This is a genomic window from Asaia sp. VD9 (assembly GCF_037150015.1).
Taxonomy (GTDB): domain Bacteria; phylum Pseudomonadota; class Alphaproteobacteria; order Acetobacterales; family Acetobacteraceae; genus Asaia.
The window spans coordinates 366,937-380,539 of record NZ_JBBCQM010000003.1 but is presented as its reverse complement, the minus strand read 5'-3'; the positions used below and the strand labels follow the sequence as shown (position 1 = coordinate 380,539).

11 protein-coding genes are annotated in these 13,603 nt (G+C 61.9%); 10 read left to right on the top strand and 1 reads right to left on the bottom strand.

The features are described 5' to 3' along the window. From pspB to WFJ47_RS06305, 10 genes are all read left to right on the top strand, one after another. Nucleotides 1–231 carry an envelope stress response membrane protein PspB gene (gene pspB / locus WFJ47_RS06350; protein ID WP_127103643.1) on the top strand — a complete coding sequence of 77 codons (231 nt, stop codon included), beginning with the start codon at nt 1–3 and terminating at the stop codon, nt 229–231. Further along, nucleotides 228–1,703 (top strand): hypothetical protein, encoded by a 1,476-nt coding sequence (locus WFJ47_RS06345; protein ID WP_336761668.1) that lies wholly within the window; start codon nt 228–230, stop codon nt 1,701–1,703. The genes pspB and WFJ47_RS06345 overlap by 4 nt, the downstream gene beginning before the upstream one ends. Further along, nucleotides 1,700–2,896 carry a GIN domain-containing protein gene (locus WFJ47_RS06340; protein WP_336761666.1) on the top strand — a complete coding sequence of 399 codons (1,197 nt, stop codon included), beginning with the start codon at nt 1,700–1,702 and terminating at the stop codon, nt 2,894–2,896. The genes WFJ47_RS06345 and WFJ47_RS06340 overlap by 4 nt, the downstream gene beginning before the upstream one ends. Before the next feature lie 72 nt (nt 2,897–2,968). Then, nucleotides 2,969–4,381 (top strand): DUF4097 family beta strand repeat-containing protein, encoded by a 1,413-nt coding sequence (locus WFJ47_RS06335; RefSeq protein ID WP_336761665.1) that lies wholly within the window; start codon nt 2,969–2,971, stop codon nt 4,379–4,381. 153 nt (nt 4,382–4,534) lie between these two features. Then, entirely contained in the window at nt 4,535–5,320 is a 786-nt protein-coding gene (locus tag WFJ47_RS06330; protein ID WP_127103639.1) for an ABC transporter permease, read from the top strand. Continuing rightward, nucleotides 5,317–6,105 (top strand): ATP-binding cassette domain-containing protein, encoded by a 789-nt coding sequence (locus WFJ47_RS06325; RefSeq protein ID WP_336761663.1) that lies wholly within the window; start codon nt 5,317–5,319, stop codon nt 6,103–6,105. The genes WFJ47_RS06330 and WFJ47_RS06325 overlap by 4 nt, the downstream gene beginning before the upstream one ends. A 210-nt stretch (nt 6,106–6,315) precedes the next feature. Continuing rightward, on the top strand, nt 6,316–7,698 hold the full coding sequence (radA, locus tag WFJ47_RS06320; protein ID WP_336761661.1) for a DNA repair protein RadA: 1,383 nt from the start codon (nt 6,316–6,318) through the stop codon (nt 7,696–7,698). A gap of 266 nt (nt 7,699–7,964) precedes the next feature. Beyond that, on the top strand, nt 7,965–9,344 hold the full coding sequence (locus WFJ47_RS06315; protein WP_336761658.1) for a hypothetical protein: 1,380 nt from the start codon (nt 7,965–7,967) through the stop codon (nt 9,342–9,344). Nucleotides 9,345–9,464: 120 nt separating this feature from the next. Further along, on the top strand, nt 9,465–10,076 hold the full coding sequence (locus tag WFJ47_RS06310) for a YigZ family protein (RefSeq protein WP_336761656.1): 612 nt from the start codon (nt 9,465–9,467) through the stop codon (nt 10,074–10,076). Nucleotides 10,077–10,190: 114 nt separating this feature from the next. Beyond that, nucleotides 10,191–12,314, top strand: coding sequence for a M3 family metallopeptidase (locus tag WFJ47_RS06305; protein ID WP_336761654.1), 2,124 nt, complete (start codon nt 10,191–10,193; stop codon nt 12,312–12,314). A gap of 157 nt (nt 12,315–12,471) precedes the next feature. Here WFJ47_RS06305 and zapE read toward each other — a convergent pair whose 3' ends face one another. Next, nucleotides 12,472–13,593 carry a cell division protein ZapE gene (gene zapE, locus WFJ47_RS06300; protein WP_336761652.1) on the bottom strand — a complete coding sequence of 374 codons (1,122 nt, stop codon included), beginning with the start codon at nt 13,591–13,593 and terminating at the stop codon, nt 12,472–12,474. Nucleotides 13,594–13,603: the final 10 nt, after the last annotated feature.

Here is a 13,603-nt window from a genome sequence, read left to right as displayed (position 1 = left end):
ATGGATGATTTCATCGGCCTTGCAGCCGTCGTCCTGTTCTTTGTCACGATCATGTATATCGCGACGATCCGCTCCCGCTCGCGGGCAACGGCCAGCAAATTACAGGAATCGGACCTTGCCGCGCTGAACATGGCGCATGTGCAGGCGCGCCGCCTGGAGGAGCGCGTGGACCAGCTCGAGCGTATTCTGGATGAGGATGTTCCCGGCTGGAGAACGCGGAGCTTCTCATGATGTGTCACCGCCTCCTGAGCCGCCCCATGCATCGTCTCGTTCAACGGCCTTCGCGCCGTGTCGCTCTTGCCGCCCTGCTGCTTTGCGGCATGGCCGGTGCGCCTTCGCTGCATGCTGCGCCCCAGGTGGTGGATGCGGAAGATCTTGATCTGAGCGTTCCCTGTCTGGGGCGGTTCGAGATCATGGTCGATCCGGCGATGAGCGATGGCGTATCGATCGACAGCGCGCCGTCGAACGGGGCGCATCTGACCATGCGCACAGGGAAGACCCAGGGATCGTCGAAGGTTCTCATCACCAGCAAGGCCTGCGCGCCCAATGCACATGTTTCCATCCTTGTCGCCCCCAATGTAGGGGTGATGATTCATGATAGCCACGACACCCATATCGTCATTCACGGCACGCTGGCCTCGCTCGAAGCGAGCCTGGAAGCCGGGCAGCTCGATGCCGATACCATCCAGTCGCTCGATCTCAGCCTTCGCGGAACCGAACAGGTGCATATCGCCCATCTGAACCGGGCCGCGCAGGTCGTGGAAACCGGCGCTTCGGGGCTTGTCGTCGATCAGGCCGATCTCGACGCCTTCTCGGCCCAGCTTTCCGAAACGAGCCATCTGAGCGTGACCGATGGCCGCTTTGACGTGCTGACCCTGATGGTCGAGAACGCGGCCAGCGCCCGATTGGGCGGATCGGTGAACACGGCCACCGTCTCGGCCACGGGTACGGGACTGGTCGCCATACCGAATGTGAGCGGTGCGCTGACCCGCACGGGCAATGTGCAGATCGGCCCGGGCGCCTCCGTGCAGGCTGTAACGGCGCCAGCAGCGCCACCCACGACGACCGTGAATTCCCCACAGCCCGTACCGGCCGTCCCGACACCGAACGACCTCCCTCAGGCGGCAGCGCCCGCCGCCGTCGCGCCGCCGCCACCCGCGACGCCTCCTGCGGGCGGGGTCACCGTTCCCCCAGCCCCGAGCGTGCCCTCCACTGGGTCGACGACGCCGGGTAACGGGGTGCGGGATAATGCCGGGGACAATCCTGTCGGAACGCCCGTACCGGGCACGATCCCCACCGGGTCGGGTATTCGGAGTCAGGGTCTGCCGGTGCAGAATCTTCCCACACAAATATCGCCGACGCAGATCGCACCGGCTCAGCGAGCTCCGGCGCAGGCTGCGCCTCTGCCTTCTGCTTCTGCGCCCCCTTCTTCCTCCGCCCTACCCACGGACCGATCGACGGCTCTCCCCAACGGACCGACCGGTGCGGCAGCCATGCCCTCACCATCGTCCGCTCCGGCCCGCGCCGATATGCCGTCCACCGGAAAGGCCCCGACAGGAACCGCGAAAGCCGCGACCGGTCTCTCCTCGCCAGGCAGTTCCCTCTCTGGCGGACAGCCCGCGCCCCCTACCACCGCCACCAGCACGCTCAGCCAGCCCGATCCGGGGAGCACGGCCAGAACTCAGGGAGACCAGAACCGGTGATACGCCTCAGCCTGAGCCTTGCGATCGTTCTGGGGAGCGTGCCTGCCCTCGCCTTGCCTGCCACTGCGCTGGCACGAACAACCTCGCCTCAGGCTGCGATGGACGCCGCCCCTTATACGCTGCGTCTTGATGCCCCCTGTGCTTCAACCATAACGATCGAGGGCGCGGCCGGTCAGGACACGCCGGTCGTTCTCGACACGCCAGAAGAGGAGGCAGTATCCGGCCTGTCTCTCTCGACTTCCGGCAACGAGGCCATTCTGATCGGAAAAAGCTGCCAGTCTTCCGCGAGACTGCATGTCGCTCCCGGCACCGCCATCAAGGCGTCGATGCATGGTTTCGGCGCCCTTCATATCAGCGGCGTGAATGGGCCTGTTTCGATCACACAAGATGGCAGCAATGACATTACCCTTGATCAGGCGACGGCGCTCACCCTCGATACGCGTGGTTTTGGATCATTCCAGCTTGGCTGGCTCAACGGCCCTGCCGATCTTGTCTCTGCGGGAAGCGGCACCATCACGATCGCGCGTGTTGACTCTCCACGCCTGAAGGCGATCCTGTCCGGCTTCGGTTCCACAACCCTGCAGGCAGGCAAGATCGACACGCTCACCGCCCGTATCAGTGGTTCGGCTCACCTGCGCTTCGATGGGACAGCACATGACGCCGATCTGCATGCCAGCGGTTTCGGTGGTATCATCCTCGGCAACGTGACCGGCGAATTGCATCAGGAGGCCAACGCGTCCGCAAGCATCTCGCTGCAGCACAGCACCTCTCATCGCCAGCTCAGATCGACAAACCACCCGATCCTGACCCTGCCGGACGGGACCGTGATCACCGCGCATGGCCTGATCCGTTCCGATGGCTCGATGATCAGCTTCCATGACCCGGAGGGAATGGATGGCGGGATTATGCCCCATGCGCATCATCATCGCGGAGTCTGGATTCTGGCGTTCCTGCTGCTGGGGTTCTTTGCCTACCGCCACAAGAAGAAACTCGCCGTCCTGACCGCGGCGGCAATGCCTCGGGCGGGTAAAGCGTCAGGCAATGCCGCAGCCTGTGAGAACCCGGAACTCTCGGCCCTGCAGGGCCGCCTGAGCCGTCTCGACGAGCGGCTGGGCGCGGTCGAGCATTGCGTGACCTCGCGCGACTTTCATCTGCATCGTCAGTTTCATGACCTCGCTCGTCGCCATGGTTGACATTCGGCCCAGAATCTATGGGCCTGTGACACCTGCTTCTGAACGCCCCCAAGAACCACAAGGAGAGACGCCATGAGCCGTTTCAGCCTGGGCATCGCTCTCGTCCTGACGATCTCTCCCGCCTACGCCGAGGCGACTGCCCCGACAAATGCGCCCTCTGCCAGCGCGCCACCTTCGAGTCCTGAGGCAGCGTTGGCGGCGGCTCCCTACACCCTGCATATCGAGTCCGGATGCGCCGCGCGCATTCACATTCAAGGCGCAGGCGCGCTTTTGCAGAATGCCGATATGCGCGAGATACCCGCAGGTCTTTCCTTTGAGGCAGGTCGTCACGATGCCTGGTTGACCGGTAGCGCCTGTGGAGAGGACGCGACGATCCAGTTACGGGCTGGCGCCGCCATCGTCTCTACGGCCCTGAATTATGACAAGCTCGAGATCGACTGGGTCAACGGGCCGCTTTCCCTGCGTCAGGGTCGTGGCGATATTGCGGTCGACAAGGCGAGCGCCCTGCTCTTTCGCGGCAGCGGTCCCGGCGATCTGACGCTGGGCACCCTGAGCGGCCCCGCGATTTTCGCCATGTCCGGACCGGGCGATGTGCAAATCGAGACCGCGACCGCGTCCTCGGTCGTAATCGGCACTACGGGGCCCGGCGACGTTTTGATCCGTGGCGGAACCATCGACCAGTTGGTCGTCACGCTCTCCGGTCCTGGTGATGCCGTCTTCGACGGGGTGGCGCGCAACGCCATGCTGCGCACCAGCGCCTCAGGCGATATCCGCGTTCATCAGGTCCTGGAGAACGAACACGCCCATTCAAGCGCGAGTGGCAGTATCGAGGTCGCGATACCGTCTCGTCACGGCGAGACCTTCAGCGGCGCGGTCCATGGCAGCAGCACGAATAACGGGACACGCGTCACGCCCGATGACATGCGTCTGGCCGATGGAACACGCATCAACAGCCATCGCATGATCAAACCCGACGGGACGATCATCGATTTCGACGCACTCAGGCGCATGAGCGACGAGGCCGCCCATGCGACCCCACCTACACCGCCTGACCCACCGGAACCGCCCGAGCCGCCCGAGCCCCATGGCGAGACGGCGCAGAAGGTCGATCAGCACACCACCGCCGCCAAGCCACCCAAAGTGACCATGTCGGTCGACATGGACTCGGGCGGCGGCACCTTCTCCGGGCTGATCGTGCTCATCGTGCTGGCTGTGGCGCTGATGCGGCGTCGTATCATTCCGAAACTCCTGCCCGTCCTACGCCGCCATAATCCGGAATTTGCACGACGGGTCGAGCCGTTTCTGCTGTCGCTCATGACCAAGGTGACGGCGCCCATGCCCCAGACCCAGTTGCCCCAGCTTCTGGACCTGACGCAGCGCCTCCAGAAACTCGACAAACGTGTCGGGGCGGTGGAAACCTGCGTGACCTCGCGCGATTTCCACCTGCATACGCAGTTTCGCGATCTCAACCGGTCAAGGGGCTGAGCGCAACCGCTCCCGTAACGGCACGGCTGGGGATCATTACCGCCCAGCCTGACCCGATGCGACGCATCAGGATGGCCAGATCAGGGCTTTGACGTGGCGCGTCAGTCAGGCTAGGGCTGGAACCATGAACTCCCCTGATGGCGGCTGCTGACCGTGAACCTTATCCTCGATCCTGTCGCGGCCATCGGGCGTGCCTTTCTCGGCATCGTGCGCAAGGCTGGTGCTCTGGCGCTGTTTGCCCTGGCCGGTCTGTCTCATCTGCTGCGCCCCCCCTTCTACTGGGGCGTGTTCTTCAACAGCCTGATCGAGATCGCCTTCTATTCGCTTCCCGTGGTGGCGCTCACCGCCATTTTCTCGGGCGGCGTGATCGCGCTTCAATCCTATGCAGGGTTTGCCCAGTATCACGTGCAGAGCGCCATTGCGGGCATAGTCGTGCTGGCCGTGGTGCGTGAGCTCGGCCCCGTCCTGGCCGGTCTGATGGTGGCGGGCCGTGTGGGTGCCGCCATGTCGGCAGAGATCGGCACCATGCGCGTGACCGATCAGATCGACGCGCTGCGTACCCTGTCTACCGACCCGATGAAATATCTGGTCACGCCCCGGCTCGTGGCGGGCACACTTGCCCTGCCTTTTCTCGTGCTGGTGGCCGATATCCTGGGTGTGCTTGGCGGATTTACCGTCTCGGTTTCCAAGCTCGGTTTCGACCCGCAAAACTACATCATCGCCACTTTCAACGCGCTCAAGCCGCTCGATGTGCTGGTCGGGCTCTCCAAAGCCGCCGTGTTCGGCTTCATCATCAGCCTGATGGGCTGTTACCACGGCTATACCAGCCGTGGTGGCGCCGAGGGCGTCGGCTCGGCCACCACAGCGGCCGTGGTCGCGGCCTCGATCCTGCTTCTGGCTTTCGATTACCTCCTGACGGATCTGTTCTTCGCCCAATGAGCGCCCTGCCCAAGATCCGCATTCGCGGCCTGACCAAATCCTTTGGCTCCAAAACCGTGCTGGACGGGATCGATCTCGATGTCGAGGCCGGCACCTCCATGGTGATCATCGGAGGCTCGGGCAGCGGCAAATCCGTACTGTTGCGCTGTATCCTCGGTCTCATCACACCGGATGCCGGGACGATCGAGATCGACGGGGAGAACGTGCTCACCGCCTCGCCCGCACGACGCAACGCGCTGGTCGAGCAGATCGGCATGCTGTTTCAGAATGCCGCCCTTTTCGACAGCATGAGCGTAGCCGATAACATCGTGTTCGGTCTGCGGGCCAAGGGTCGCGGCAAGGCCCATCGCCTGAGCACGGCTCAGGCGCGTGAACAGGCGGGCGATATTCTCAAGCAGGTCGGGCTCGACCCCTCGGTGGGCGCGCTCGCCCCTTCGGAACTCTCCGGCGGTATGCAGAAGCGTGTCGGGCTGGCGCGCGCCATCGCCGGGACACCCAATATCCTGTTCTTTGACGAACCGACGACCGGGCTCGATCCCATCATGGGCGCCGTGATCGACGGGCTGATCGTGGATTGCGTCAAGCGCCTTGGCTCAACCGCGATTGCCATCACCCATGACATGCTCTCCGCCCGGCGTATTGGCGACCGTGCGGCCATGCTCTATCACGGCAAGCTCGTCTGGCAGGGGCTGGCGTCGGAGCTGATGGATAGCGGCAACGCCATGGTCGATCAGTTTACCCATGGCCGCAAGGATGGGCCGATCGGGATGGAATTGCGGCGTTAATCGATAGAAGGGCGTTCTTTTGCGCAAAAAAGACCCGAGAAACTCATCCTAGCGGAACACCTTGGACCGTACCGGTTCTCAGTCCCCAGACAGATCGAGAGTCTTTTTGCTTCTTTTTCTTCAGAATAAAGAAGAACCCTGCCCGTTCTTGTTATGTTTCCACACCTGCCCTATCTTCCGATCTGAACCCCAGACCGGAAGATCTCCCCCATGGCCAAGCGTCCCACAGCCCGTTTCGTGTGTCAGGCCTGCGGGGCCGTCACCAGCAAATGGTCGGGCCGCTGCGACGGCTGCGGAGAATGGAACACCATTGTCGAGGAAGCGGTTGAACCAACCAATCGCGAGACACGCAAGCGCGCCGGGCGTCTGACGCTCATGCATCTGGACGGCGATCTCACACCGCCGCCGCGCATCCAGACCTCTATTGCCGAATTCGACCGTGTGCTCGGTGGTGGGCTCGTTCCGGCCTCTGTCGTTCTGGTGGGCGGTGATCCGGGCATCGGCAAATCCACGCTGCTGCTGCAGGCCACCTGCGCTCTCGCTCAAGCTGGACGACGCGTTCTGTATGTATCGGGTGAAGAGGCCGTGGATCAGATCCGTCTGCGCGCCCGCCGCTTGAAGCTCGATGCACCAACGCTCGATCTGGCTGCCAGCATCAACGTGTCCGAGATCGCTGGATCGCTGGAGCAGGACCGCGAGCACCATGTGGTGGTCATCGATTCCATCCAGACCATGTGGTTGGAGACGATCGAGAGCGCCCCTGGCTCTGTCGCCCAGGTCCGGGCGTGCGCGTTTGAGCTGATCCGTCTCGCCAAGACGGTCGGGTTCTCGCTTGTTCTGGTCGGCCATGTGACCAAGGAAGGCGCGCTGGCAGGCCCACGTGTGCTCGAACATATGGTCGATGCCGTCATGTATTTTGAGGGCGATCGCGGCCACCAGTTTCGTATCCTGCGCGCGGCGAAGAATCGTTTCGGCGCCACGGATGAGATCGGCGTGTTCGCCATGACGGATACGGGGCTGACGGAAGTGCCCAACCCTTCCGCGCTTTTCCTCGCGGAACGACGCGGCAATATCGCGGGCTCGGCTGTTTTTGCAGGCATGGAAGGTACACGACCGGTCCTTCTGGAAATTCAGGCTCTCGTCTCTCCCAAGGCGGGCGAGGGCGCGGCAAGACGCGCGGTGGTCGGATGGGAAACGGCGCGTCTCAACATGATTCTGGCTGTGCTCGAAGCGCGATGCGGGCTCAAGATGGCGGGGATGGATGTCCATCTGAATATTGCAGGCGGTCTGCGTATCAGCGAACCCGCCTGCGATATGGCCGTCGCAGCGGCGCTGATCTCGGCGGCGACGGGCGTGCCGACATCGGCAGGGGCCACCTATTTCGGCGAGGTCGGCCTTTCGGGGGAGGTACGCCAGGTTTCCCAGACCGATCTGCGCCTGAAGGAAGCGCAGAAGCTCGGCTTCGTGCAGGCCATCCTGCCCCGACGCGTCGCCAGCGGCGGCGCCCGCCCCAAGCCCCCGGAAGGCCTGGCACTCAAAGAGATCGGGCATCTGAACGATCTGGTTGAACTGTTCCAGCCCCTGGATGAGTAGCCGTTCACCCAGAATCTGCGGACCGGCCTGTCGCAGTACAAGCGTCCACGTCAGGGACGTAACGAAACACAACATCCTGTCTCGTTAGATTGCCTGCATTGCGGAGGCGTCAATATCGTGTAAATAGCGTTTCACACGATCAAGACTTGAAGATCCGAATCGCAATCGGACCGTTTTGCATCGGTTCTCGTTGAATGACTGTGCAAGACAGGTCTCAAGGAATAGTCCTCCTTCCCTGTCATTTCGATAGGGGGGAGCGCCGAATAATGGCTGCCATCTCATCGCATCTGGGCAGAATCAGGCTGTCGGTTGCCACTTGGTCGTCAGAACTGCCCCAAAGAGGACGTTCGGTCCTGGCTCTGCGGCTGTTATTCGGCGTGCAGATGGCGTTATTCGCGATCATGGTCTGGGCGACAGCCATTACCACGCCTTATCTCGACATGCTCACCTGGCAGCACGATGCGCTGATTGCCCTCAGGACCAACAGCGTGTCCGGATGGTGGGCGCATTTGATTCATCCCCATAACGAACACCGGCTGGCCTTTGTCCGGTTGATGACGCTGTTCGACCTGACTTTGGGCGGAGGAAATCAGCTCGTCTTTATCGTCATGACGCTCATGGCGGTCCTGATGATGGCCTGGATGCTCTGGAGCGTCATGGCCGAACATGCCTTGCGGCGCGACAGGGCACTCGCGCTCATCGTGCCGATGCTCGTGCTGAGCAGCACGGCCGCGCTCGATATCGGCCTGCCCATCAATTGCGTCTACCCCCTCTCCCTCGTCTTTCTGCTCGGGGCGCTCGTGCTGTTCTCCAGTGCGATCCTCAGCCCTTCGTCGCCGACACGCTACTTCATTGGGGCCATGCTCTGTGCAGCTCTGGCCCCCTTCGGGAACATGACGGGGCTTGTGGTCTGGCCGGTGCTCCTTTGGCTGGGCCTGCGCGCACGTCTGGCCCCAGCCCTGATCTGCGCACTCCTCGTGATTGGCGTGACCGAGAGCGCTCTGTACCTGTGGCATGACATGCCTGGCGGCAGCGCGGCAAGGGGCGCTCTGCCTCACGAACCCGGTACACCCTCCCTCATCCGCATGATCGCCTATGCCGGAATCTTTCTGGGTCTGCCTTTCTCCCGCGTGGCTGCCCTGACAACGCCCGGCATGGTAATCGGCCTGGCCCTGGCAGCGGTGGCCGTCGCCATTCTCCTTCGTGACTGTATTCTTCGCCCATCCTGTTCACGCGCATCGCTCGTCTCGACGGGGCTTATTCTCACAGGGCTGGCTGTCGCCTGTATGGCGGGATTTGGACGGGCGAATGAAGGCGCGGTGATGATCGCCCCCGCCCGTTATTCCATTTATGTGCTCCTTTTCCACGCTGGCCTGATCATGAGGGCGCTGCTCTGGCTGCGCCGTCTGCCCTTCGCTGAACGCAATCCGGACCTGAAACTCGGCGTCTGCTTTGCCTCCATGCTGGTTCTGTTTCAGGGGGCTTCGGGCCTGGCGGGTTTTCGGGCAGCCGACACGCTTCGTGACTCTGTACGCGCCTGGCAGCCGGGCCAGCATGACCCCTGCTACCTGAAAACGATCTTTCCCGACCTTGGCTATGCCGAGGCGGTCAAGCGGGACGTGGACGCCTATCTCGTGGGGCAGTAAACGAAAGCCCTGCAAAGCCCAGACATTCCCGAGCCCTTGCATGAGGGGCCGCACCCTGCTTCTTGGGCAGCGCGTCTCGAACGCGCCGAAAGAACCCTGAAATGGGCAGGAAGGGAAATCATGACCCGAACACTCGTGGCAGAGACGCAACTCGATACGGTCGTCAAGAAAAGCCTGTTCCGCGTCCATGCAAGACCGATTGCCGTGGAGGCAGAGGCGGGCGCTTTCTTCGAACGCGTCCGCGTGCCCGATGCCACCCATAATTGCTGGGCGTGGCGGATCGGGGGGCGCTATCGCAGCTTCGATGATGGTGAGCCGGGGGGAACGGCAGGGCGACCCATCCTGCAGGCCATCGATTCACAGGAATTCGATCAAGTGGCGGTGATCGTCGTGCGCTGGTTCGGCGGGATCAAGCTGGGCGCAGGCGGGCTGGTTCGCGCTTATGGCGGTGCAGCGGCGTCCTGCCTCAAACAGGGAGAGGCAGTCGAGATCGTTCCCATGCAACGCCTCGCCTGTCACGTGCCATTCAGCTTGCTGCCGATCATCCAGGCCCGTCTGGCGGAGTGGGGCGCGACGCAGGACGAATGCGCCTTCGACGCGCAGGGTGCGGCCTTGACGCTCTCCGCTCCTCTTTCCGGCTCCGAAATGATACGAATGTCGCTACAGGATCTGTTGCGCGGTGGCCCGGTTCGCGTGCTCGACCCCGAAGAGGCGGCGCAAGCCACCCTCTGAACCGAGCAGAGGCCCTGCCGCCTGCGCCCTGAACAACGGATTGCAGATGGTTTGACGCCCCTGCGTTTCCTTCCTACGGTAACATATCATGTTACGATCGTAGGATCCTTGTTCATGCCCGTTTTCAGACATGCTGCGGCTCTTGCAGCTGTTGCTCTTCCCCTTCTCTCTTCCACGGCGCTGGCAGTTCCCGCCAATCCCCTGTTCCAGGCGAGCCCCCTGCCCTATCAGGCACCGCCTTTCGACAAGATAAAGGACAGCGACTATGTGCCGGCCTTCGAAAAGGGCATGGCCGATCAACTCAAGGAAATGCAGGCGATCGCCAATAACAAGGCCGCGCCGACCTTCGACAACACCATTGTCGCCATGGAGCGTTCCGGCCAGTTACTGAACCGCGCGCAGAGCGTGTTTTACGGCGTCTACTCGGCGGATAAAGACGACGCCATGGACGCCATTGACAGCAAGGAAGCGCCCAAGCTCAGCCAGCATCAGGATGAGATCTATCTCAATCCGAAGCTCTTTCACCGCGTCAAGACGCTGTACGACAATCGTGCCAAGCTGAACCTGAACGCCGAGCAGGCCATGTTGCTGGAGGTCTATTACCAGCAATTCGTGCATTCCGGTGCCGAGCTGAACCATGCTGACCAGCAGAAGCTCCGGGCCATCAACACGCAGCTTTCCAAACTCGAAACGGCCTATAACCAGAAGCTGATCGCGAGCGCGAAGGCCGGGGCTCTGGTCGTAGACAAGAAGGAAGCGCTGGCGGGGCTCGATGACGGCGCTGTTGCCTCTGCCCAGAAGGCCGCCGAAGGCCGCAAACTATCCGGCAAATATGTCCTGCCGCTGCAGAACACCACCCAGCAGCCCGACCTCGCTTCGCTGAGCGATCGCAGCACACGTGAAGCCCTGTTCAATCAGAGCTGGACGCGCGCCGAGAAGGGCGACGCGAACGACACCCGCCAGACCATTGCCGAAATCGCGCAGCTGCGCGCAGAAAAGGCCGCGCTCTTCGGCTATCCGAATTATGCCGCCTATACGCTGTATGACCAGATGGCCAAGACGCCTTCTGCTGTGAACAGCTTCATTCGTCAGCTCGTTCCTGCGACGGCAGCCGAACAGCATCGTGAAGCCGCCGAGCTGCAAAAGGCGATTGGTGACGACCACCAGAATTTCACGCTCAAGCCGTGGGACTGGAACTACTATGCCGAACGCGTGCGCAAGCAGAAATTCGACCTCAACCAGAACGACGTAAAACCGTATTTCGAACTGAATACCGTGCTGACCGATGGCGTGTTCTACGCCGCGAACCAGCTCTACGGGATCACTTTCGAGCCCCGCAAGGACATCCCGGTCTATAATCCCGATGTCATGGTCTTCGAAGTCAAGGACAAGGACGGCTCGCCGCTTGGCCTGATGTATTTCGACTACTTCAAGCGCGACAACAAATCGGGTGGCGCCTGGATGTCCAATTTCGTGGGGCAGAGCGATCTGTTGAAGACGCGTCCAGTTATCTACAACGTTGCGAACTTCACCAAGGCCGCCCCCGGCCAGCCTCAGCTCATCACGTCAGACGACGTCACGACCATGTTCCACGAATTTGGTCATGCGCTGCACGGTCTGTTTGCAAGCCAGACCTATCCCACGCTTTCGGGCACGGCCGTAGCGCGCGATTTCGTCGAGTTCCCCTCGCAGTTCAACGAGAACTGGGCGATGGACCCGAAGGTGTTCGCCCATTACGCCCGCCACTACAAGACCGGTGCCCCGATGCCGGCGGAGCTGGTCGCGAAGATCAAGAAAGCCGCGCATTTCAACCAGGGCTATGCGCTGGGTGAAATCGTGGCCGCTGCCCAGCTCGACATGTCCTGGCATGGCCTGTCCGCCGATGCCCCACGTCAGGATGTCGATCAGTTCGAAGCCAAGGCGCTCAATGAGACGGGTCTCGATGTGGCCGATGTGCCGCCGCGCTACCGCTCGAGCTATTTCCTGCATATCTGGGGTAATGGCTATTCGGCTGGCTATTATGCCTATCTCTGGACCGAAATGCTGGATCAGGACGTGTTTTCCTGGTTCCAGTCCCATGGTGGCCTGACCCGCGAAAACGGCCAGCGCTTCCGCGACATGATCTTGTCGAAGGGACACACCATGGATTACGGTCCGATGTTCAAGGCCTTTTATGGCAAGGACCCGGAAATCGGCCCGATGCTCTCCCATCGTGGTCTGCTGCCCGCCGGGAAATAAGCCATCCGGCTCTGCGCCGCGCCAGTTGCGGCGCAGAAAAGAGACACAATCCCGAGCAGCGCGCCGCCATTCGACCCGTGCGGCGCGTCATGCTTTTCGATCACGCTTTCCTCAGCGCGCAGACGGCAGTAGCCCCGATGCCGCTGAATCAGCCCCTTCAGTCCCGCCAGTCGCTGGAACGCATTTCCTCGAGACGTGACGCCGTTCGCTCGAACGCCTTTGCGTTCTCACCTGTCTGATAAAGCGCCTCTGGCTGTGTCGCAGCGGTGGCGAAAAGGCAGGTATGATTTTCGTACATCACGTCGATCAGATTGATGAAGCGACGAGCCTTGTCGTACTGATCGGGCACCAGCGCCGGAATCCCCTCGATGAACAGGGTTTTGAAACGGGCGACGATGGCAAGGTAATCGGCGGGTCCGAGAGCTGATCCGCACAGGGCATCGAAAGTGAACCAGGCGATCTCCCCCTGACAGGACGGCACAGGAATACGGCGCGAGCCGATGGCGACGGCACCAGGTTCGGCACGCTCCTCGGTCATGCTCTCGAACCTCTGGCGCAAATGCGCATTGTTTTCTTCCGAGAGGGGCGAAACCCAGACCTGGCTGTCCAGCTCGCGTCCGCGGCGGTAATCACGCGCGGCTTGCAGGGTCAGCACCTCCATATGGGCGGCAAAAGCCTCAAGATAGGGCCGCATCGTGGCCCGGTTCTGCACCTGGTTCTTCATCAGATCCGAAGGCGCCGTGTTGGAAGTTGCGACAACCACCGTACCCAGCGCCATCACACGGTCCAGCAGGCGCAGGATCAGAACCGCGTCCGACATGTCATTGATCTGGAATTCGTCGAAACAGAGCAGGTCGTACTGATCATGGACCTTCTGCGCGAGGTCATACACAGGGTCCTCGCGTCGTCCGCCAAGACTCTGGCCCTTGTGGAGGGCGCGCAGCACTTCCTGCATGAAGACATGAAAATGGATACGGCGCTTCTTGCGCACAGCAACTTCACGACAAAAAAGATCCATGAGCATGGTCTTGCCACGCCCCACTTCGCCCACAAGATACAGCCCCCTGATGGGGTCGGGACGCCGACGTGTGAAACGCGACAGAAAACCATCGCCTTTTTCATGGCGCGACTGCAGGGCCTGAGCAAGACGATCCAGGGCCGTGGCGGCCTGGGCCTGGGCTGGGTCGGCCACGATCTCACCCTGCCCGATCAGATGACGATAAGTCTTCAGCACTCCGCCCGTGATGGTGGAATGCGCGGTGAGACCCTGGTCGGACATCGTACTCTCT